The following is a 23,254-nucleotide window of genomic DNA, read 5'->3' as shown; positions in this document are numbered from 1 at the left end:
ACCAGTTAGTATGCTATAGTAATAGATGTAGTTTTTGTTCGGTAATATGGGTAGCTGTTTCAAATAAACATCTTCCACATTTTTCACCTTTCAAGTAATTGCAAAATATGAATGTGTTATAACACACATCTAGGAGGATATTTATTATGGAAACAGGTACAGTAAAATGGTTTAACTCAGACAAAGGCTTTGGCTTCATCACTGCAGAAAACGGAAACGATGTATTCGTACATTTCTCAGCTATCCAAGGTGACGGCTTCAAAACTTTAGAAGAAGGTCAAGCAGTAACTTTCGAAATCGAAGAAGGTCAACGTGGCCCTCAAGCAACTAACGTTACTAAAGCTTAATTAAACAATACTGACTCAAAAACCTGACGTTAATCGTCAGGTTTTTTTTTATAAAAAAAAGAACAAGAAAACTTTCTGAAACTAAGTGCTTCCTCTATTTTTTTTGAAGAGTTTTCGTTATACTGAAGAGGAAAAATGTTTTAAAGGAGTTTATTTATGCAATTTTATGGTGATTTAACCTTTTTAGGTGTTTATTTATTGGGTCTCTTTTTCATTCCCTCGTGGCGGAAAAAGAAAAAAGAACACGATTGGTTGCCGTGGATGTTTGGCTGGACTGTCTTTATGTTCTTCTCATATGTTTTATATTTAGAAATCATTCGTGGCACAGCCTTCTTTTTAATTCCCATTGCTTTTTTTGGCTTGTTTGCGCTCTTCTACTTCAAAGAAAAAAGGCGTTTACTGAATGGAACATTATTTAATATTTTTCTTGTGGTTCTAGCGACTTATTTAGGGATTACTGCGATTCGTACAAACAACTACTTTCTAATCACCTTAGCAATTATTGCCCTGCTGGCAATTTTTATCGCTTTGGCTTTAGGACTCTATGCCTTAATTATTTTCCTCTATTGGAATGCGGTCGTTGTTATGAGAAAAGAAGGTCGGTCTCTAGGGAACTTGTTGACGTTGTTGCTGGCAATTGGCTTAACATTACTATTAATTTATAATTTCTTTTTTCAATCGTTGTTACCAACGTGGCTCTCCTTACCATTAACTATTGCGCCATTTATTTTGACTTATTTCGCGTTTGTTTTTTATAATTTTTTAACTGTTTCTACGTTGTATCAATTTAATCAGCCAAAATATACACAGGATTATATTGTTGTGTTAGGTTCGGGGTTAATCAATGGTGAGGTTGTGCCGCCGTTATTGCAAGCCCGCATCAACAAAGCCATTCAATTTTACAAGGCTCAAAATCGCGCAACGTTAAATCCACCAAAAATCGTCATGTCTGGTGGCCAAGGTCCCGATGAATTACTTCCTGAAAGTGTCGCGATGAAAATGTATGCTTTGACACAAGGTATTCCTGATGATGATATTTTAGTAGAAGCTCATTCAAAAAACACACTAGAAAATATGCGTTTTTCCAAAGAAACAATGATTGAGGATTTTGGAAATGCTAATTTCCAAGCCATTTTTACTACAAACAATTATCACCTTTTCCGAGCGGGTCTTTTCGCTCGAATGGCTGGCTTAAAAGCTGATGGCATTGGTGCAAAAACCGCTTTTTATTTTTTACCTAACGCGTTTATTCGAGAGTTCATCGCCATTGTAGTGATGTACAAACGCCGCCATATTATTGTTTGCGGCCTAGCTGCCATCGGTATGGTTATGTTATTCTTAACAGGATTGATTATTCAGTAAAGAAGGAGTTTCCCCTATGAGTTTGTATCAAAAATTTATTCAAAATGAACGTTTGCGACGTTTTTGCGTCCTTGCTTTGATTATTTTTGTGCTTTATTTATCCAGAAGTATGATTACAACAATTCTTTTAACATTTATCTTTACCTATTTAGCTGTTCGTTTGGTCCATTTTGTTCAACGCTATATGAAAATCCCGACGATTGTCATCGTTCTCTTAACCTATGCATTGGTTGTTTTTCTAATCTATTTAGCGATTACTAAATATGTTCCCGTTCTAGTTAACCAAACGACTCAAATGATTAATTCTGTAGTTGATTTTTATCAAAGTCCACATACAGATACAAATCAAGTATTGCAATTTATTGATCAATACTTGGAAAAATCTAACTTACTCTCTCAACTCCAGAATGGTGCTTCAATGATTTTACGCTACATTCAAGATATTGGTGCTGTCGGTTTATCATTTGTCATGTCCTTTATTTTAAGTTTCTTCTTTATGATTGAGAAGAAGCAAATGGCCGATTTTTCTAAGTTATTTTTAAAAAGTGATTTTGATTGGTTTTTTCAGGATATCTATTATTTTGCCAACAAGTTCGTCAACACATTTGGTGTCGTAATGGAAGCTCAGTTTTTCATTGCTGTGGTGAATACAGTCATTACTACCTTGGCCTTGGCGATAATCGGCTTTACTCAGTTACCTAGTTTAGCCATTATGATCTTCATTTTGAGCTTAGTCCCAGTTGCTGGTGTGATTATTTCCTGCATTCCGCTAAGTTTCATCGCTTATTCCCAAGGTGGCTTGAACGATGTGATTTATATCTTAGCTTTAATTACAATCGTCCATTTATTTGAATCTTACGTGCTAAATCCTAAATTCATGTCTAGTAAAACAGAGTTACCAATCTTTTATACGTTTGTCATTTTATTAGTTAGTGAGCGTCTCTTTGGTGTATGGGGACTTATTGTAGGAATCCCTGTGTTCACTTTCTTCTTAGATGTCTTAAAAGTAAAACCAATTCGTGGCCTGAAACGGCTACCTAATGTGAAAAAAAATAGTTCAGCAGAATAATTTCTGCTGAACTGTTTTTTTATTGTTTTCTTAAATCATTTAAAATAGCCATGGCTCGGTCTTGGTTCATCGTTTTTTGACGTTTTAATTGTTGAGCGACTGCCTCAACTTCTTTACCAGTAGCTCCGACCGTCATCGCCAAAGAACGTGCTTGTAGAGCCATGTGTCCTTTTTGAATTCCTTCAGAGACTAAGGCCCGTAACGCTGCTAAATTTTGTGCCAAACCAACAGCCGCTACTACTCGACTTAGTTCTTTTGCATCCGTCACTGCTAACAAATCAGCAGCTGCTTGAGATTTAGGTAAGACTTTTGTGGCACCGCCAACCGTGGCTAAAGCAAGCGGAACTGAAATTTCACCAATTAGTTGTTCGCCATCCAGCGTCCAACTAGTCAAACCTTGGTAGCGACCTTCCTTCACCGCAAAAGCATGACAAGAAGCGCTAACAGCGCGTGTATCATTTCCTGTAGCTAAAACTACAGCTTCAATGCCATTCATGATTCCTTTGTTATGCGTGACTGCCCGATAAGGATCTAATGAAGCATAGCGTGAAGCTAAAACAATTTTTTCAGCAATTTCCCGGCCATTGCTCCCCTTACTTAAACGTGAAACTGGAATAGCCGTTTTCATCGTAACAACCGACTCCGTGGCATAATTACTTAAAATACTGAATAAAATCTTTTGCTCCGCAAACCATTCACGGAACAACTCGGCCACACCTTCCAACATAGCGTTAACGATATTTGCCCCCATTGCATCCTTAACATCTACTAAAAAGTCGACAGATATAAATGATTCATCAAAAGCACGATACTGCAAATCTCTTAAGCCGCCGCCCCGTTTAACGATAGATGGATAACTTAACTCTGCTTGTTGAAAAATTTCCGCTTCTCTTACTTGTAGTTTATCAATCAATGACTCGGGGTCTGCAACATTGTAAAAAACGATTTGTCCACGCATTAAGCGTTGTTGACTCACTGTTTTAAATCCTTGTGCTATTTTTGCACCATTACTCAAAGCAGCAATCACTGAGGGCTCTTCTGTCGCCATTGGTACCAAATAATCAGTTTCGTCCACTGTTAAATGTAAGCCAACGCCCATCGGCACTTCTGTTTCACTGATTTGATTTTCAATCATATGATTGGCAATCTGCGAAGATAAAGCCGTATTTTCAAATTCTTTTTTTGTATCAGCAGAAATCTGGCCTTCATTAAGAAGAGAAGCCAGGCGTTCCTCAGGACTCATTTGATAAAATCGGCTGTTTTTTTTTTGCTGAGGTCTCTCTAGTAGCATAGCGAGTCCTAAGCCACCGCCGATACATAAAGAAGCCACTCCATATTTCTTTTCTTTTTGATTTAATTGATAACTTAAACTCGTTAATAAACGAGCACCTGTGGCGCCAATCGCATGACCTAATGAAATACCGCCACCATAAATGTTGACCTTTTCCTCTGGTAAAGCCAGTTCTCTTTGGACCACGATTGAAGTTGCTGCAAATGCTTCGTTGATTTCATACAGATCAATTTCTTCCGTAGTAAGTTGATTGCGCGCTAACAGTTTTTGAATGGCTTTAATCGGCGAAATTCCCATATAGGCTGGATCAATACCGACTTCCACACTGTCTCGAATAATAGCTAAATAAGGAAGACCGTGTGCTTCGGCATATTCTTGTGAAGCAATAATCAAAGCAGAAGCCCCATCATTAATGGTTGATGCATTCCCTGCTGTTACAGTACCGTCTTCTTTAAAAACTGTTTTAAGCGTTCCTAGCTTCTCAACGCTCGAATTAGGGCGAATCCCTTCATCTTTCTCCACAAGCGTTCCTGATACTTCTAAGGGGGCTATTTCGTCAGCGAATATCCCTTCTGCTTGTGCTTGAGCTGCTTTTAATTGTGAATGTACAGAAAATTGATCTTGCTCTTCTCTAGTTACATGATACTTTTCGGCCACATTTTCAGCAGTTAAGCCCATTGCCTGACCACTAAAGGCATCCGTTAACCCATCATACATCATACTAGAAAAAGGCGCATCGTAGCTTTCTGTTTCGTAATTAAATCGTTGTAATTTAGGTGCTTGGGACATATTCTCAATCCCGCCAGCAATTAAAACTTCCGCTTCCCCTAATTGAATCAATTGTTTCGCCAAAATAACGGCCTTCATTCCTGATCCGCAGACCTCATTAACCGTCATTGCGGGAATTTCATGAGACAAACCGCTGTTTATTGCTATTTGTCGTGCGGGATTTTGGCCATTTCCAGCTTGTAAAACATTTCCAAAGATTACTTGATCAATTTCTTCAGAAATAGTGGAATTTCTTTTTAAAAGTTGTGTTGTAACATGTGTTCCTAAGTCTACGGCACTTACTTGACTTAAGCTGCCTTTATATTTTCCAATTGGTGTTCGTAATGCATCAATAATAACTACTGTTTTCAACTAAATGCACCTCCATCTTGAAATATATCATAAAATCCCAGAATCACAAGTGCCAATTACTGAATGTTAACAGACTTATAAGATATTTTTTAATAATCTATGAAGTTAATACAAAAATTCCCCATTTTGGTTCATTTCGTGCTATTTTATATAATGAATCTATTTATCGTAAAGGAGTTAAAGAAATGACAATTGGGATTGATAAAATTAGTTTTTTTGTGCCCCCTTATTATATTGATATGACGGCACTGGCTGAAGCCAGAAATGTAGACCCTGGAAAATTTCATATTGGTATTGGGCAAGACCAAATGGCGGTGAACCCAATCAGCCAAGATATTGTGACATTTGCAGCCAATGCCGCAGAAGCGATCTTGACCAAAGAAGATAAAGAGGCCATTGATATGGTGATTGTCGGGACTGAGTCCAGTATCGATGAGTCAAAAGCGGCCGCAGTTGTCTTACATCGTTTAATGGGGATTCAACCTTTCGCTCGCTCTTTCGAAATCAAGGAAGCTTGTTACGGAGCAACAGCAGGCTTACAGTTAGCTAAGAATCACGTAGCCTTACATCCAGATAAAAAAGTTTTGGTTGTAGCAGCAGATATTGCAAAATATGGCTTAAATTCTGGCGGTGAGCCTACACAAGGAGCTGGGGCGGTTGCAATGTTAGTTTCTAGTGAACCGCGCATCTTGGCTTTAAAAGAGGATAATGTGATGCTGACGCAAGATATCTATGACTTTTGGCGTCCAACAGGCCATCCGTATCCTATGGTCGATGGTCCTTTGTCAAACGAAACCTACATCCAATCTTTTGCCCAAGTCTGGGATGAACATAAAAAAAGAACCGGTCTTAATTTTGCAGATTATGATGCTTTAGCGTTCCATATTCCTTACACAAAAATGGGCAAAAAAGCCTTATTAGCAAAAATTTCCGACCAAACTGAAGCAGAACAGGAACGAATTTTAGCCCGTTATGAAGAAAGCATCGTCTATAGTCGTCGCGTAGGAAACTTGTATACGGGTTCACTTTATCTGGGACTCATTTCCCTTTTAGAAAATGCAACGACTTTAACCGCAGGCAATCAAATTGGGTTATTCAGTTATGGTTCTGGTGCTGTCGCTGAATTTTTCACTGGTGAATTAGTAGCTGGCTATCAAAATCATTTACAAAAAGAAACTCATTTAGCACTGCTGGATAATCGGACAGAACTTTCTATCGCTGAATATGAAGCCATGTTTGCAGAAACTTTAGACACAGACATTGATCAAACGTTAGAAGATGAATTAAAATATAGTATTTCTGCTATTAATAATACCGTTCGTTCTTATCGAAACTAAGTATTTAAATCCCCCGATTCAATCAACAAAAGAGCTAGACATTCAAGCAAAAACTTGAATGTCTAGCTCTTTTTATGAAAGCCAAACTTCTTTGACCCCGTCTGTCACGGCGATACCATCTGTCAAAGCTAAACGTTGTGAATAAGAAACGTAGCCATAATAAACATCAACACCGCCGCCATTGTTCCAAGTAACAGTGATTTTAACATTTGGAGTAATCGATTTTGTAGCTGGTTGGGTCGTCGGGCGATAACTAGTCGTATCATAACTTAAAATAGCGCCCGAAGCTCCACTTATTTCGGCTTTTCCTGTGTAAATTTCGCCATTCGTATTCGTCTGCGTGACCGCTCCATTCGCTTCAATGATTAAACCCGCTTGCTTTTGATCTCCTCGTGGATAATAAAAAAGATACGTGGTTGCCCATTTAGCAAATTCATCTGGAATTGGTTTAAGTGATTCCGTTGGTGCCGGACTCGACTTCGTTTGCTTTTCAACCGCGACTTCTTCTTGTCTTTTTAAGCCTTCATTATTTTGATTATTTAGTTTCTCAACCGTTTCTTTAACGATCGAATAGTGTGGTTTCCCTAAATCGCTAACAGGGATCGTAGCTAATTTTTCTTCTGATTCTTTATATTGCCCCTCTGCCGTTAACTTTTTAGCTTCTGTAATAATGGCATCATACTTGGTTTGGTCTACAGAAGAGGATGTGCTTTGTCCCGTAGCTTCGACTTGTTTTGTGACACTGGTTTTTTCCGTGGTCACGTCTGACGAATTTCCACAAGCACTTACAAACATTGAGCTAACGATTAATAAACATCCCACAATCACATGCTTTTTCATCTTTAAATCCCCCATTGGTCTATCTTTGTTATTTTTTGTTACTTAAATTATCCCATAGATGAACAAAAGAAACCATTATTTATAAAAAAGTTTAGCAAGCGCTTCAAGAGAGGCACTTGCTAAACTTTTTTCTCACTGTTATTGATTGATTACTTTGACTAGTTCTTCAAATAATAATGCACTAGATGCTGCTCCTGGATCAATATGACCAATTGCTCGTTCCCCTAAATAAGAGGCACGTCCTTTTTTCGCCACCCAATCTTTTGTTGCTTCAGCAAATTGTTCAATTTTTTCTTCATTAAATTGTTCCGTTCCAATTACTTCAGCAACAGGTGCCCAGACATCAACCATCGTTTTATCTCCTGGTTCAGCTTTGCCACGCATCTGAATCCCAGCTAGACCTTGCTGAACAATTTCTTTTAATTGCTCTGGCGAACTGATGGTTTCCAAATCTTTTGTCGCTTTAGTCATATTCATAAACGCAGTACCATATAAAGGACCAGAAGCTCCGCCAACTTTTGAAATCAAGGCCATGGATAGGACTTTAAATGTCTCCGTGATTGTTGTTGGTACTTTTTTGTCAAACGCAATTTTGTATTCAGCCATACCACGAGCCATGTTGTTACCGTGATCCCCATCACCAATCGGCGTGTCTAATTCACTTAGATAGTCTTTTTTTTCTTCGATAACTTTTGAATAATTGTCTAACCATGTTTGAATGTCTTGTACTGTTAATTCCATCTTTTATCACCCTTACCAAGAAATTGTTGTTACATTGCTTTCTAGCGCTGTTTGCCAGTCTTTTGTCGCCAAGTCAATCATCGTTAAAGATAATCCTTGCATGTCAATAGACGTCATATAGTTACCCACTTTATGGAAGGTCACTTGAACACCTTTATCTTCTAATAATGTTAGCACGTCGTTCATAAATACAAATTGTTCCATTAATGGCGTGCCGCCCATGCCATTGACAAGTACCCCCACTGTTTGTGGTTGTTGTTCATAGCTACTTAATGTTTTTTCAACTAATTCTTTCGCTAACTCTTTCGATGGTTGGATTTTTTCACGACGATAGCCTGGTTCTCCGTGAATCCCTACGCCAAATTCAATTTCATCTTCTGGTAAAGTAAAACCTGGTTTGCCAACTTCAGGCACAGTGGCTGCTTTTAAAGCCACTCCAATTGTTTTCGTGGCTGATACAATCTTTTCTCCTAAAGAAACGAGCTCTTCTAAAGAAGCACCTTGGCGGGCATGATGTCCTAAAATTTTATGGACAAGAACAGTCCCGGCAACGCCTCGTTTTCCAGCGGTATAGGTGCTATCTTCGACAGCAATATCGTCATCGACAACGACCATTTCTACATGAATGTCTTCCATATCAGCCATATCTTTGGCCATTTCAAAGTTCAAAATATCGCCTGTATAATTTTTTACGATTAACAGAACACCGGCCCCTTGGTCTGCCGCTTGGATCCCTGTTAAAATTTGATCTGGTGTTGGTGAAGTAAAGACATCACCTAAAACTGCGGCATTTAACATTCCATCACCAACAAACCCAGCATGTGCAGGCTCATGACCACTTCCGCCACCAGATACTAACCCAACTTGTTTGTTTGAGTCGTTGCGAGCAATCACGCGAGAATCTTCGACTTGATGAACAAGGTTTCCATAGCTTTTCACAATTCCTTGGAGCATTTCTTCGACAATTTTACCAGGTTCATTAATAATTTTTTTCATTTAGTTCCACCCTTTCTTACCAGCATTTTGAGCTTCTGCTAAAATTTGCGTCAAATCATCTGAGACACCTGCAGTAATTGCTGCCGCAAAGGCACCTTCAACCAATGGTGCATCGACTAAATGATAATGTTTCTGTTGGTCTTCTTCTAGCATATCAAAAGCTAATTCTGAACTTAAAACGGCACTGCCTAAATCGGCAAAAATTAAAAATTCTCGGTCAGAGTCCGCTTCGTTAATCGTGTCAATGATTTTCATTGGATCTGAACCTAATGAACCATCTGATGTACCACCAAGTGAATGAATTGTAATTTCTTCACTGGCGTTCATCTGTTCAATCATCTCTTTAATACCATCTGTAATCATTTTGCTATGTGAAACGAGTAAAATATCTGCTTTCATGTGGACACTTCCTTAATCTAATTTATGTCTTGTTTTATATTCTTGTCCGACTTTATCTGCAACAATGATTGCATTCGCTACTTCTTCAACGACAATTGGGAATGGCATTGAATGAATTGATTCTTCTGGAATGCAAGCAATTTTGGCTACTTCCAACGCTTCTTCATAAGTGATTTCATCGACACCAATGTCTGAAAGCGTTAATGGTAAACCTACAGAAGCGCTAAAGTCTAAAACAGCTTCTAATTCGTCTTTTGCTGCATCTTCTAATACAAGTTGTGCAATCGTTGCAAAGGCTACTTTTTCACCATGTAAATAACTGTGCGCACCAGGTAAGACTGTCATACCGTTATGAATCGCATGCGCTGCAGCTAAACCGCCACTTTCAAAACCTAAGCCTGAAAGTAAGATATTTGTTTCGATAATCTTATTCAATGATTCAGTAACCACATTTGCATCACAAGCTAATTTCGCTTTTAACCCATCTTCCTGGAGGTTTTCCCAGCAAAGTTTTGCCATGGCCAAAGCTGCATATGTGCCGCTAGCAGCAGGCGTTAAGCCTTCTCTTGAACCCATTGGCAAACTAGCATTAACCCGAGAATATGAATTGTGTGTTGCGCGTGCTTCAAAATATGTGGATAAGGCATCCCCCATTCCAGCAACTAAAAATCTAGTTGGCGCTTTGGCAACCACTTTTGTATCAACCATAACGACGCTTGGACTTTGTTTAAAGTAAGCATAATCATCAAATGAGCCATCTTCATGATATAGTACAGCTGAATGCGAAGTTGGTGCATCTTGAGCCGCAATCGTTGGTACAATAATTAAGTTTTCACCTTCTGCTACGACTTTTGAAGCATCGATTGCTTTACCGCCACCTAAACCAATGATACAGTCTGCTTGTTCTTTTTGTCCAACGTTTTGCAAGCGCTTTGTTTCTTCACGCGTTACTTCTCCACTAAAGCCACCCTCTACGAATGTAATGTCAAACTTTTTCGCTGTTTCTTCCAATTGTGGACGTACACGATCAACGTCAGCAGGATTTGCAATTAGTAACGCTTTTTTTCCAAAAGTTGAAACGAAGTAACCTAAGTTTAGTAATTCATCTTCCCCTTGAACATATTTCGTTGGTAAAATCAATGCTTTTCTCATGTTGATAGCCTCCTATATTTTGTTTACATACATAGTATAAAACGCTTTCATCAAAAAAGCATTGAACTTTTGGTATCGTTTTCTTGCAAAAAATGATAGAATTATTTTGTGAAATAATAAAATATTATGATTTTTAAACTTTAGATTGAAGGATTGCCTTATGACTGTAGAATTAAAAAATATTTTAGATTTAGAAAAGTGGGAAAAATTGCAAGAATCATTGGCCTTAAGCACTCGTTTAGCCATTATTTTAGTCGATTATAAAGGTCGACCTGTGACGAAACATAGTCAAGTTCAACCCTTTTGCCAACTGGTACGTCACTCCCCTGAGCTCTCGAAACTTTGTGAAAAATGTGATGCTCGTGGTGGCTTGGAAGCTGTTCGCACTGGTCAGCCTTTTATCTACCGTTGTCACTTTAACATCGTTGATATGGCCATCCCCATTATTGTTGATGACCAGTATGTAGGAGCCATTATGGCTGGTGAAGTTTTGCTCGAAGATCACCAAGAAGAGTTAGAACAGGTTTTAACCATGAATGATGCCTTCATTCAAGAATTTTTAGTAACACACCAAGAGCTGTATCAACAATACCCTGTTTTAGAACTAGCAGACTTAGAAAAGAGCGCGACATTAATCGCTGATCTAAGCCAATATATTATTTCTGAAGCCATCAAAAAAGATTATTTAATCAATACGTACAAACAATCCTTACAGATTAGTTCGCGAAAAGAAGAGCTGGAGCCATTGAATATGATCCAAAAAGATATTCAACAAACTTTATTAACTGCTCAATTAACTCCTTCAAGTGCCTATCAAACTAAAAATAAGCAATTACAACCGGTTTTAGATGCCCTTTGGGAAAACAAATCGCTGCGTTTAAATTTACAAGAACTGGCAGACCTTGTTCATTTGACACCGACGTATTTAAGTCGTTTATTAAAAGAGGAGTTTGGTATTCCCTTTAGTCAATTTTATCGACAATTAAAAATCACATGGGCTAAACAGCTTCTTTTGGAGACAGATAAAACAATTGCCCAAATCAGTGAAGATTTAGGGTTTGTTGAAGATAGCTATTTTGTCCGGATCTTTAAACAAGAAACGGGTGAAACACCCCTTAAATACCGTAAAAGAAAGAACAGAGCATAAAAAAACAACGACTCCTAGAAGTCGTTGTTTTTTTACACCTTTTGCTCTTGCTGTGGCTAATGCAACAAGTGCAAAAGGCGCATTATATCTGTCGTGCGACAAAGTGATACTATTAAATATGAATTGGTAAACCTAAAGCCAATTCAGCTGTATCCATAGTGATTTCGCCCAATGATGGGTGTGGGTGGATTGTTAAAGCAATGTCTTCTGCATTCATGCCAGATTCAATAGCTAAAGCTAATTCAGAAATCATGTCACTTGCACCGACACCGGCAATTTGTGCACCGATGATGACATTGTCTTCTACAGTTGTAACTAAACGCATGAATCCTTCAGTTTTATCTAAAGAGATTGCACGGCCGTTACCAGCAAATGGGAATTTGTAGCCTTTTGCTTCGATTCCCGCTTCTTTTGCTTCTGCAACAGTCATACCAACGCTTGCCAATTCTGGATCAGTAAAGGCAACAGCTGGCATTGCTTTGTAATCAACTGCAACTTTCTTACCAGAAATTGCTTCAGCAGCAATTTTTGCTTCGTAGCTTGCTTTATGCGCTAACGCAGCACCTGGTACGATGTCGCCGATTGCGAAGATGTTTTTCACGTTAGTACGTCCTTGGTTGTCAACTGGGATTAAACCACGTTCGCCAATTTCAACGCCCGCTTGTTCTAAGCCTAAGTCGTCTGTGTTTGGACGACGTCCAACAGTGACCATTACGTAATCTGCTTCAACACTTTCTTCTTTTCCGTTAACTTCATATTTAACAGTGACGCTATCGCCATTGTCAACAGCTTCTTTAGCCATTGCAGAAGTCACGATTGTTACGTTTTTCTTCTTGAAGTCGTCTGTGACAACTTTAACCATATCTTTTTCATAAGTTGGTAAAATTGATGGGCTACCTTCTAAAATTGTTACTTCTGAACCTAAGTTAGCATAAGCGCCACCTAATTCAGCACCGATGACACCGCCACCGATAATAACGAATTTTTTAGGAACTTCTTTTAAGTTTAAACCGCCTGTAGAATCTAACACGCGTCCGCCAAATTTGAATCCTGGGATTTCAATTGGACGAGAACCTGTTGCTACAATAGCATTATTGAATGAGTAAGTTTGTGCTGAGTCTGGGTGAATAACACGCAATGTATTTTCGTCAACGAAGAATGCTTCGCCTTCAATAATTTCCACTTTGTGTTTTTTCAATAACATGCCAACGCCGCCTGTTAATGATTTAACAACTGTGTTATCTTTCCAGTCTTGTGTTTTGGCAAAGTCTAATTCGACTCCTTTAGCTGTTACACCAAAAGTTGAAGAATCTTGTGCTTCTTGGTAATGATGTCCAGCAGCAATTAAAGCTTTTGAAGGAATACATCCAACGTTTAAACAAACGCCTCCGATGTATTCACGTTCGATAATCGCAACTTTTTGACCCATTTCTGCGGCACGAATTGCGGCAACGTATCCTCCAGGACCAGCTCCGATTACGACTGTATCTAGTTCAATGGCGAAATCTCCTACTACCATTTGTTAATCATCCTTCCATTAATAGTAATTCTGGATCAGCTAATAAGCGTTTAATGTTGTTCATTGCTTTTTGAGCAGTTGCGCCGTCAACGATACGGTGGTCAAAGCTTAATGATAATTTCATCATGCGTCCCACAACGATTTCGCCGTCTGCATTAACAACTGGTTCTTGTGCAATTGTACCAACGCCTAAAATAGCAACTTCAGGGTAGTTGATTACTGGTGTAAACCAGCCGCCACCGACTGAACCAATGTTACTAATTGTGATTGTACCATCACGCATATCTTGTGCAGTTAATTTGCCTTCGATAGCCAATGCTGCTTTTTCGTTGATTTCATCAGCGATAGCAAACATGCTCTTCGTATTAGCATTTTTAACATTTGGTACATATAAGCCATGATCTGTATCAGTAGCGATACCAATGTTAAAGTAATTTTTGTAAACAATTTCTTGTGCTGCATCATCGATTGATGCATTCAAGATTGGGAATTTTTGAACAGTTGAAGTCAATGCTTTTACAACGTATGGTAAGAATGTTAATTTTGTACCATTTGCAGCAGCAACATCTTTAAATTTCTTACGGTGATCCCATAATTTAGAAACTTCTACTTCATCATGTAATGTTACGTGAGGAGCAGTGTGTTTGCTGTTAACCATTGCTTTAGCAATTGCTTTACGTGTTGGTGTCATTTTTTCACGTGTTTCCATTTCGCCTAAATCAGAAGTAAAGGCTTTTGGCGCTGCTTTAGGTGCTGCTGCTTCCGCTTTAGGTGCTGCTTCTGTTGCGGCAGCTTCAGTAGCTGGTGCTGCTTGAGAGCCACCAGAAACAAAGGCATCAATATCCGCTTTAATGACACGGCCACCTTTACCAGTTGCAGTTACTTGTGTAATATCAACGTCTTTTTCACGCGCATACTGACGAACAGATGGCATTGCTAAAACGCGTTTGTTTGGATCAGCGGCTGCAACTACGCCTGTTGAAGCGGCTGGAGCTGATGCTTCCGCTTTAGGAGCGTCAGTAGCTGGTGCTGCGGCTGCCGGTGCTGCTGAATTATGACCAGGTGCGTCAATTTCAACTAACACGTCACCCACATTGGCAACTGTTCCTTCTGGTACAACGATATTTTTTACAGTACCTGTTACTGGTGATGGAATTTCTTCTACTGATTTGTCATTTTGTACTTCTAATAATGAATCATCTTCATTAATTGTGTCACCCGCTTTAACGAACCATTTAACGATTTCGCCTTCGGCAATTCCTTCACCGATGTCTGGTAATTTGAATTGGAAAAATCCGCCAGCTGCTTCGGTTGTTGGTACAGCAGCAGGTTGTGCTGGTGTTTGTTCTTGTGCAGGAGCTGCTGGTGCTGCATCGTTATCTTCGTGACCAGGTGCGTCGATTTCGATTAACACGTCACCAACGTTTGCAACTGTTCCTTCTGGTACAACGATATTTTTTACAGTACCTGTTACTGGTGATGGAATTTCTTCCACTGATTTGTCATTTTGTACTTCTAATAACGTATCGTCTTCGTTGATTGTATCGCCAGGTTTTACAAACCATTTAACGATTTCGCCTTCGGCAATCCCTTCACCGATATCCGGTAATTTAAACTGATAAGCCATTTTTTAAGTCTTCCCTTCTTCGTTGGATCTGTCTATTTTCTTAGGAGCAAAACGCGGGGAAACGACTATAGTAGCTGAACATTTCATGCCTATAGCCGTATTCCACCTGTTTAATTCTTCGTTTATCTACTTCGAATAACTATTAAAATTCGACGATTTCTCTAGCTTTTGCTTCGATATCTTTCGCATTTGGTAACCAGATATTTTCTGCTTGTCCGAATGGGAAGATTGTATCTGGAGCAGATACACGTCCGATTGGTGCTTCTAATGATAATACGGCACGTTCAGAAATTTCAGAAACAACCATAGCGCCAACGCCAGCTTGTTTTTGTGCTTCTTGAACGACAACCACACGGCCAGTTTTTTCAACAGAGTTAATAATTGTTTCCACATCTAAAGGAGCCACTGTACGTAAGTCAATGATTTCTGCTGAAATATTGTCTTTCGCTAAGCTATCAGCTGCTTTAATCGCTTCACGAACCATAGCGCCGTAAGTGATGATTGATACGTCTGTTCCTTCACGAGTTACAGCCGCTTTATCTAAAGGCACTTCATAAGCTTCGTCTGGCACTTCCTCACGGAATGAACGGTATAATTTCATGTGCTCTAAGTAGACAACTGGATCGTTGCTACGAATAGATGAAATTAATAGTCCTTTTGCATCGTAAGGGTTTGATGGAATAACAACACGAACACCTGGTGATTGTGCGATTAATCCTTCTAAGTTATCTGAGTGAAGTTCTGGTGTATGAACACCACCACCAAATGGGGCACGAACAGTAATTGGCATATTACGAGTTCCACCCATACGGTAACGCGTACGAGCCATTTGACCAACGATTTCGTCAAATACTTCAAAAACGAAACCAAAGAATTGGATTTCAGGAACTGGACGGTAACCTTGCAAGGCAAGACCGAAAGCCAATCCACCGATACCAGATTCAGCTAAAGGTGTATCGAAGACGCGGTCTTCACCAAATTTTTCTTGTAAACCTTCAGTTGCACGGAAAACCCCACCGTTGTTACCAACGTCTTCACCGAAGATTAAGACATTTTCGTCTTTCTCTAATTCAAGAGCTAAGGCATCTGTAATTGCTTGGATCATAGTTTTTTGTGCCATTTTTATTTCGACTCCTTCGCTTCATAAAATGCAATTTGTTCTTTAATTGTTTGAGGTTGAACTTCAAACATATTTTTCAAGAAATCAGAAACTTTTTGTTTTGGCGCTTTATCCGCTTCTGCAATCGCTACTTTGATTTCTTCTTTTGTTTTTTCAATAATTTCTTCTTCTTTTGCTTCAGACCATAAGCCTTTATCTGTTAGATATTTACGGAAACGAGTCAATGGATCTTTTTGTACCCATTCGTCATCCATTTCTTTTGAACGGTAACGTGTTGGATCGTCTCCAGATAAAGTATGTGGACCATAACGATAAGTTAATGTTTCAATTAAAACTGGACCGTTTCCTGCAGCTGACCAATCGCGTGCTTCTTTTGCAATTGCGTAAACTGCTAATGGATCCATACCATCAACTTGAATACCAGGAATTCCTGCTGCAACAGCTTTTTGAGCTAAAGTTTTAGCCGCTGTTTGTTTTTCACGAGGTGTAGAAATCGCAAAACCATTGTTTTGGATAATGAAGACACCATTTGCTTGGTAAGCACCAGCAAAGTTAATTGCTTCATAGAAGTCCCCTTGTGAAGAACCGCCGTCACCAGTATAAGTGAAGACAACATTTTCTTTTCCACGTTTTTTCAATCCTAAAGCAACACCAGCTGCTTGGATGTATTGAGCACCAATGATAATTTGTGGTGGTAATGCATTTAAATCTTCCGCGTAGTAGTTCCCTGCTACGTGACCACGAGACCATAAGAAAGCTTCTCTTAATGGTAAACCATGTTGTACTAATTGAGGTACATCACGGTAACCTGGTAGTAAGTAGTCTTCTTTTTCCATTGCAAATTGACTTGCCAATTGGCTTGCTTCTTGTCCAGCTGTTGGCGCGAAGAATCCTAAGCGTCCTTGACGGTTTAATGCAGTAGAACGTTGGTCTAACACACGAGACCAAACCATGCGTGTCATTAATTCAACTAATTCCTCATCCGATAAATCAGGTACTAAATCTTCATTCACAATTTTTCCATCTTGATCCAAGATTTGGAAAGTTGGGAAATCAGCGTCGACTTTAGCCATTAGCTCTTTAAAGTCAATAGGTTTTTGTTTCTTAGCCTTTGCCATTTTGTCACACAATCCTCTCTATTACGTTTCTTTAATTTCGATAAAAGTAAAACAGAGTGCGAAACTGTATTACTTTTTATCGACTACACTTAACAAATTATCACTAAATTCGAAAAAGCGCAAGAAAAAAACTCTAATTTCTTCATTTTTTCACAAAAGAGCAAAACCGCATGTTTTTGCGGTTTAGTGATGATTTTCACAAACAAGAAAACGGTTTCTGTTCCACACTTCTTCTGTACTATTTTTCTCCCAACTGTTATATTCTATTTTGAAAATATTATATAACAGTTCTATTAATTTGAGCCCTCTTATCCCCGAACTGGCTAGTAATCTGATTTCCGAACTTTGCATTTTCATGAAAATTATCTTGAAAAAACCAAAAAATAAAAACCGTCAGCCGAGTAACCTACTCAGCATGCGGTTTTTTATTTTTTAGAGAACAAAGTTTTTTTCGTTAATTTTTATTTTTTTTGGCTCGTTTTTTTGCCAAATACTTTACCTTAGGTTTTATCACGAACATTCATTGCTTAAAATCACCAAATTTTCGTAAAACGAGTAATACAGCTTAGCCAATTCTTTTCTCTTTCAGTAGATTTTACTAAATCCATTCCTTGGTAATTTTAATATATAAACGTTTAGCTACTTCAACAGTTAACATGTACGCAATGATGATTCCAAAGAACCATGGCCAGTAGTTAGCCGGAAGTTTCACAAAGTCAAAAACCTCTCTTATGGGCGTTGCTACAATCAAGAAACCGAGTAAGATTGCGCCTAAACTACTTAGCATCACAGGCATTGACGCACGACTTTGAATAAATGGTATTTTCCGCGTCCGGACCATATGAACAACTAACGTTTGACTAACAAGTCCCACCATAAACCAACCTGTTTGGAATAAATGTTGAGTTGCCAAACTATTGGCACTAAACACAAACCACATGACAAGATACGTTAGAATATCGAAAATACTACTTACCGGGCCAATACATACCGTAAATTTCGCTAGTCCGTTCGTTTCCCACCGAACAGGGCTTAATAACTCTTCTTCATCGACATTATCCCAAGGAATTGTCAACTGAGCCACATCATAAATCAAATTTTGAATCAAGAGTTGTAAGGAAAGCATTGGTAGAAATGGTAAAAAGGCACTGGCTACTAAAATTGAAAAGACATTCCCAAAATTAGAACTGATGGTAATTTTAATATATTTCATCATATTGCTAAATACTTTTCGTCCTTCAATCACACCAGATTCCAGTACATTTAAACTTTTTTCCAGTAAAATAATCGAGCTAGCATCTTTAGTAATATCAGCTGCAGTATCTACTGAAATGCCCACATCAGCTTTTCGCAATGCTGGTGCATCGTTAATGCCATCCCCCATAAAACCAACCGTATGACCTTTCGCTTGTAGCAATTCAATGATTTTAGATTTTTGCATCGGATTTAATTTGGCAAATAAATTAGTTTCTTCTACTTGCGCCCGCAACTCTTCATCTGTCATTGCTTCAATTTGAGAACCTAATAACACATGGGAAACTTCAATGCCTACATCTTTACAGACTTTTTTGGCGACAATGTCATTATCGCCCGTTAGCACTTTCACGTTGACACCATGTTCATGTAAGGAGCGGATAGCGCTGACAGCTGACTCTTTTGCTGGATCAAGAAAACCCATAAACCCAATCAATGTCATCTCTTTTTCATCTTCAACTGAATAAACTGCTTCTTTATGGACATCTTTTTTTACAGCTACCGCTAACACACGCATCCCTTGTTTGTTCATTTGAACATTCACTCGGCGTAGTTCTTCTCGTACAGCAGTGCTTAATGGTACAATTTCGCCATTAATTTGCGCATGCGTGCACACTTCTTCCATTTCTTCCACGGCGCCTTTCGTAATCATCAATTGATGATCATCTGCATTCACGACAACCGTTAAGCGGCGTCTGGAAAAATCAAAAGGAATTTCATCAATTTTAGTGACATTTTTAAACGGCGTTTTCCATTGATGCTCTTCATAAAAATTAATAACGGCAATATCCATTAAATTTTTCCAACCTGTTTGATAAGAAGAATTTAAGTAGGCTAAATTTAGAACCTCGTCACTCAAATCACCTAATGGATTCAAATGTTGAACCAAAACTACACGATCTTCGGTAATCGTTCCAGTTTTATCTGTACAGAGCACATCCATACCACCCAAATTTTGGATAGCCGCTAACTCTTTAACAATGACTTTATGTTTCGATAAGGATAATGCACCCTTGGCTAAGTTACTCGTAACAATCATTGGCAACATTTCTGGTGTCAAACCAACTGCAACGGCAATCGCGAAGAAAAACGCTTCGCCCCAAGCACCTTTAGTTAAACCATTAATCAAGAAAACGATTGGAAACAAAATCATTACCATTCGTAATAAAAACTTACTGACTTTTGCTAAGCCTAAGTCAAAACTAGTTTTTCCTCGTTGTGTTGTAGCATTTTTAGCAATATCACCAAAAAATGTATGTTGCCCAGTTTTTAAAATAATCGCTTTTCCTTGTCCACTCAAGACATCTGTGCCCATAAACACTAGGTCTTGCATATCTAATGCAGAAACCTCTGTTTGTTGACGATCCACACCTGCATCCACAAATTTTTCAACAGGCATGGATTCGCCTGTTAGCGACGATTGATTAACGAATAAATCTTTGGTCCAAATCAACACGGCATCTGCAGGAATCATGTCTCCTGTAGCTAAAGTTACAATGTCTCCTGGAACAATTTCGTCCATTGGAATTTCTTTCGTAATTCCTTCCCGTGTCACTGCAGCGGTGTTTTCAATTAATTCTTTTAAATCCAAACTCGCTTTTTGAGAACGATATTCTTGTATAAAAGCAATCAAGACACTGGCTAAAATCATCACGCCCATCACGATAGCGGCTTCGAAATCTTTCGTTAAAGTTGAAACGACCATCAATAAGGCTAAGACATAGACAAACGGATCTTTGAATGCACTTAAAAATAAAATAATTGCTGGGGTTGGCTTTTGTGCAGAAACTTCATTTGGTCCAAATTCCTCTAATCTTTTTTCGGCATCTTCATTCGAGAGTCCTTTTTCAGATGTCCGTAATTCCATCATTAATTCCCGTTCAGAAAGCAACGCCAATTTACGTAATTCTTGATCTTTGGTTGCTTTTCTCATATCCATTGTTTTTTTGTTCATCATTTTCTTTTCCTCCAAGGTTGTGGTCACCTGCCGAAAAGAGTGCTAAAATCTTCTCCTTTCGTTGGTGACTGTATTTTGTTTCTCTGTTCACTTCCAGGGTCTTCCATGACAGTCATCCTTTCTTTTTCTTATTTATACTTCCAGTGAATAATTGCTTTTTTGCCAAACACACAAAAAAGGACCTACTCAACAATAGAGTACGTCCCAAAATACCATCTTTAAATAAGATTCTCTATCGTTGAGCTTTAGCACTATAGGGCGTAGATAACATGTATCAGCTACATTATGAATAACCTTCACGATTATTCCTGTTCAACCAACTAAGGGTCTCTCGATCCTTTCGCGGCAGCAGCATTTGTCCAAATAGGAGCCTCACCTAACAATTATTCAGTTTTTATCCACTTCTTATAATAGAGGAGTTTGACATTCTTGTCAAAAGATTTATGACTTTTTTGTTATAAATAAAAAATGACTACTTTAAAATTTCCTTTATTTCTGCTTTTCGCTCAGGAATAAACCACATAACTAAAACAATCGTATCAATAATCAGAACAGCGATTGGCGCTACCAGTTTACCCACAATCAACGCAATAATATTCAACACAATCGAAAGCGTTAATTTTGGATAGTGGCCAAACAAACGTTGTACTTCGGATTTGGGCCCATTTGCCTGAATCAATGCCCGCACCACTAGATAATAAGCAACATCAGCTCCTAATACTACTAAGCCATACAAAGCTTGTGGCGGCCAAGAAAATGGATGTTCACCTACCCAACCAGTAACAAACGGGAAAAACGTCAACGTCAAAATTAAAAAATTATTCATCCAAAGGACACGTCCATCAATTTTACGGACACTTTGAAATAAATGATGATGATTGTTCCAGTAAATTAATAAAGTAACAAAACTAATTAAATAAATAATGATTTTGTGTCCAGATTGAGTCAGAGCAGACCAATCTGCTTTTTCAGGAATTTTTAATTCTAAAATTAATAACGTTAAAATAATCGCAATGACTGCATCTGTAAATGCTTCTACACGTGTTTTCGGCATCATTTCCCCCTACTTTCATAAAATTAAATAACTTACCCAAAGTAAGTATAACGCATTTCTGTAAAAATTCAATTATTTATGAAGTCTCTCGGTTGTTGAAGTTCCTAAAAACGAGTGCAAGAGTCCTACTTAAAAGTAAGCCTCTTGCACTCATTATAGAACAAATCAGTTATTGGAAGACCCCTGCCTGATAAGGTGCTAACCGCATCCGTTTCTCCACTGTAAACTCTTGGTTTCCTAACAATTGTTGCCACTTTCTGCCTAGTAATTTATTCGGCAAGTCAAATTGGCACTTTTCTCCACTTAAATTGACAATCACTAACGCTGTTGCCTCAGTTGTTTTTCTTAAAAAAGCAAAAACAGACGGATGATTGGGCGCTAATAGTTCAAACTGTCCATCTGTAAAGACTGGATTTTCTTTCCGCAGCGCAATTAACTTTTTATAATAATTCAACACGGATTGCGCATCCGTTTCTTGGTCAGCCACATTTATTTCTTTGAAATTGGGATGAATTGCTAACCACGGATGCCCCGAGGTGAATGAACTTGCCTCTTGATTCGTCCACTGCATAGGCGTACGCGAATGGTCCCGCGTCCAATGCGCCACTTCTTTTAATGCTTGTTTCGCATCGTAGCCATTTTCTATAAGCAAACGATAATGGTTATGGGAATCTTTAGCATCTAACTCGTCAATCTGTTGAAACGGATAATTAACCATGCCGATTTCCTGTCCTTGATAAATAAACGGCGTTCCTCGCAAGAGCAAGGCGATTGTTCCAATCGCCTTAGCAGAATGAGAGGTTTCATCGCCTAAAATTGAATTGATTCTGGGATTATCATGATTTTCTACATATAATGCATTCCAGCCTTCTGTCCCTAAATGCTTTTGCCAGCGAGCCATTACTTTTTTATAGCCTAAAATATTTAACCGTTCTTCTCCTGGCTTTCCTTCTCGAACATTGTGCTCTAATTCAAAAATCATATTTAGATAGCCCGTATCATTGGTCCATTCCACCGCTTTTTTACTTGAAACACCACTAGCTTCCCCCACTGTCATGATGTCATACTCAGCAAAAATAGCTTTCAAATCCAGCATATAGTCTTCAATGCCTTTTACATTCATAAAGGGAGCCCACGGATTCGTGGTAATTTTAAAATCCCAAGGTTCTTTTTGGATATGACTAATCGCATCCAATCGGAAACCATCAATTCCCAAATCTAACCACCAGCGAATCATCGCATAAATCTCTTCACGAACTTTAGGATTTTTCCAGTTCAAATCAGGTTGCTCTTTTGCAAACACATGAAAATATGCTTGCTTTGTACCCTCGTCATACGTCCAAGTCGAGCCACCAAAAAAGCTTTGCCATTCATTCGGCATACGTTCTGGTGTCGCATCGGCCCATAAATAATACTCACGATACGGATTATCTAAACTTTTTTTCGCTTCAACAAACCACGGATGTTGATCACTTGTATGATTGACTACCAGATCAAGAATAATCTTCAAATCTAATTGATGCGCTTGATCCAAAAGTTCTTGAAAATCTTCCATCGTACCAAATTCTGGCTGAATCCCTTGATAATCCGCAATATCATAACCATTGTCAACGTTTGGCGAAGTGTAAATCGGATTTAACCATAAAAAATCGACCCCTAGTTCTTTTAAATACGGTAATTTCTCAATAATTCCCTGCAAATCACCAATGCCATCCCCGTTGCTATCTTTAAAACTCCGAGGATAAATTTGATAACCGACAGCATTTTTCCACCATTGGTCCATC

Annotated in this window: 18 protein-coding genes and 1 riboswitch; of the genes, 5 read left to right on the top strand and 13 right to left on the bottom strand. The window is 38.6% G+C overall.

Annotated features, from left to right (window positions below; all coding sequences use genetic code 11):
* Positions 1–146: 146 nt before the first annotated feature.
* From IGJ04_RS00570 to IGJ04_RS00560, 3 genes are all read left to right on the top strand, one after another.
* Entirely contained in the window at positions 147–347 is a 201-nt protein-coding gene (locus tag IGJ04_RS00570) for a cold-shock protein (protein WP_002357750.1), read from the top strand.
* Positions 348–503: 156 nt separating this feature from the next.
* Positions 504–1,709 (top strand): YdcF family protein, encoded by a 1,206-nt coding sequence (locus IGJ04_RS00565; RefSeq protein WP_016615776.1) that lies wholly within the window; start codon positions 504–506, stop codon positions 1,707–1,709.
* Between the two features lie 16 nt (positions 1,710–1,725).
* Positions 1,726–2,778: an AI-2E family transporter gene (locus tag IGJ04_RS00560; RefSeq protein WP_002357754.1), complete on the top strand. Its 1,053-nt coding sequence runs from the start codon at positions 1,726–1,728 to the stop codon at positions 2,776–2,778.
* A 19-nt stretch (positions 2,779–2,797) separates the two neighbouring features.
* Here the strand turns inward: IGJ04_RS00560 and IGJ04_RS00555 are convergent, their stop codons facing one another.
* Positions 2,798–5,209: a hydroxymethylglutaryl-CoA reductase, degradative gene (locus IGJ04_RS00555; RefSeq protein ID WP_016617927.1), complete on the bottom strand. Its 2,412-nt coding sequence runs from the start codon at positions 5,207–5,209 to the stop codon at positions 2,798–2,800.
* 185 nt (positions 5,210–5,394) lie between these two features.
* Between IGJ04_RS00555 and IGJ04_RS00550 the strand changes: the two genes are divergently transcribed.
* The gene (locus tag IGJ04_RS00550; RefSeq protein WP_033625681.1) at positions 5,395–6,546 is read left to right on the top strand and encodes a hydroxymethylglutaryl-CoA synthase; all 1,152 of its coding nucleotides are present in this window, start codon (positions 5,395–5,397) and stop codon (positions 6,544–6,546) included.
* A 72-nt stretch (positions 6,547–6,618) separates the two neighbouring features.
* On the opposite strand, the gene IGJ04_RS00545 is transcribed toward IGJ04_RS00550, so the two are convergent.
* From IGJ04_RS00545 to IGJ04_RS00525, 5 genes are all read right to left on the bottom strand, one after another.
* Positions 6,619–7,401 (bottom strand): hypothetical protein, encoded by a 783-nt coding sequence (locus IGJ04_RS00545; protein WP_033625682.1) that lies wholly within the window; start codon positions 7,399–7,401, stop codon positions 6,619–6,621.
* Positions 7,402–7,524: 123 nt separating this feature from the next.
* Positions 7,525–8,127, bottom strand: a complete 603-nt coding sequence (gene dhaL, locus IGJ04_RS00540) for a dihydroxyacetone kinase subunit DhaL (protein WP_002357759.1) — start codon at positions 8,125–8,127, stop codon at positions 7,525–7,527.
* A gap of 12 nt (positions 8,128–8,139) precedes the next feature.
* Positions 8,140–9,123, bottom strand: coding sequence for a dihydroxyacetone kinase subunit DhaK (gene dhaK / locus IGJ04_RS00535; RefSeq protein WP_002363860.1), 984 nt, complete (start codon positions 9,121–9,123; stop codon positions 8,140–8,142).
* The gene (gene dhaM / locus IGJ04_RS00530; RefSeq protein WP_002357762.1) at positions 9,124–9,522 is read right to left on the bottom strand and encodes a dihydroxyacetone kinase phosphoryl donor subunit DhaM; all 399 of its coding nucleotides are present in this window, start codon (positions 9,520–9,522) and stop codon (positions 9,124–9,126) included.
* A gap of 12 nt (positions 9,523–9,534) precedes the next feature.
* Positions 9,535–10,674, bottom strand: a complete 1,140-nt coding sequence (locus tag IGJ04_RS00525; protein WP_002363858.1) for a glycerol dehydrogenase — start codon at positions 10,672–10,674, stop codon at positions 9,535–9,537.
* Between the two features lie 160 nt (positions 10,675–10,834).
* Here IGJ04_RS00525 and IGJ04_RS00520 point away from each other — a divergent pair, with 160 nt between their 5' ends.
* Positions 10,835–11,821 (top strand): PocR ligand-binding domain-containing protein, encoded by a 987-nt coding sequence (locus IGJ04_RS00520; RefSeq protein WP_002382271.1) that lies wholly within the window; start codon positions 10,835–10,837, stop codon positions 11,819–11,821.
* Positions 11,822–11,933: 112 nt separating this feature from the next.
* Here IGJ04_RS00520 and lpdA read toward each other — a convergent pair whose 3' ends face one another.
* From lpdA to IGJ04_RS00485, 7 genes are all read right to left on the bottom strand, one after another.
* Positions 11,934–13,340 carry a dihydrolipoyl dehydrogenase gene (gene lpdA, locus IGJ04_RS00515; RefSeq protein ID WP_002357765.1) on the bottom strand — a complete coding sequence of 469 codons (1,407 nt, stop codon included), beginning with the start codon at positions 13,338–13,340 and terminating at the stop codon, positions 11,934–11,936.
* Positions 13,341–13,347: 7 nt separating this feature from the next.
* Positions 13,348–14,967, bottom strand: coding sequence for a dihydrolipoyllysine-residue acetyltransferase (locus IGJ04_RS00510; protein ID WP_002357766.1), 1,620 nt, complete (start codon positions 14,965–14,967; stop codon positions 13,348–13,350).
* Between the two features lie 142 nt (positions 14,968–15,109).
* Positions 15,110–16,087 (bottom strand): alpha-ketoacid dehydrogenase subunit beta, encoded by a 978-nt coding sequence (locus IGJ04_RS00505; RefSeq protein ID WP_002357767.1) that lies wholly within the window; start codon positions 16,085–16,087, stop codon positions 15,110–15,112.
* A gap of 2 nt (positions 16,088–16,089) precedes the next feature.
* Positions 16,090–17,205 carry a pyruvate dehydrogenase (acetyl-transferring) E1 component subunit alpha gene (pdhA, locus tag IGJ04_RS00500; RefSeq protein WP_002357768.1) on the bottom strand — a complete coding sequence of 372 codons (1,116 nt, stop codon included), beginning with the start codon at positions 17,203–17,205 and terminating at the stop codon, positions 16,090–16,092.
* 598 nt (positions 17,206–17,803) lie between these two features.
* On the bottom strand, positions 17,804–20,416 hold the full coding sequence (mgtA, locus tag IGJ04_RS00495) for a magnesium-translocating P-type ATPase (protein ID WP_002388982.1): 2,613 nt from the start codon (positions 20,414–20,416) through the stop codon (positions 17,804–17,806).
* 223 nt (positions 20,417–20,639) lie between these two features.
* Positions 20,640–20,807: riboswitch (M-box (ykoK) riboswitch) on the bottom strand.
* Between the two features lie 81 nt (positions 20,808–20,888).
* Complete coding sequence (locus tag IGJ04_RS00490; protein WP_002407466.1) at positions 20,889–21,470, bottom strand: TMEM175 family protein; 582 nt, start codon at positions 21,468–21,470, stop codon at positions 20,889–20,891.
* 169 nt (positions 21,471–21,639) lie between these two features.
* A complete protein-coding gene (locus IGJ04_RS00485; RefSeq protein WP_033625423.1) occupies positions 21,640–23,253 on the bottom strand; it encodes a glycoside hydrolase family 13 protein in 1,614 nt (537 codons plus the stop codon).
* Position 23,254: the final 1 nt, after the last annotated feature.

The organism is Enterococcus sp. AZ050 (genome assembly GCF_051715085.1).
Lineage (GTDB): Bacteria > Bacillota > Bacilli > Lactobacillales > Enterococcaceae > Enterococcus > Enterococcus faecalis.
This window is presented reverse-complemented; position numbering and strand designations above follow the sequence as displayed.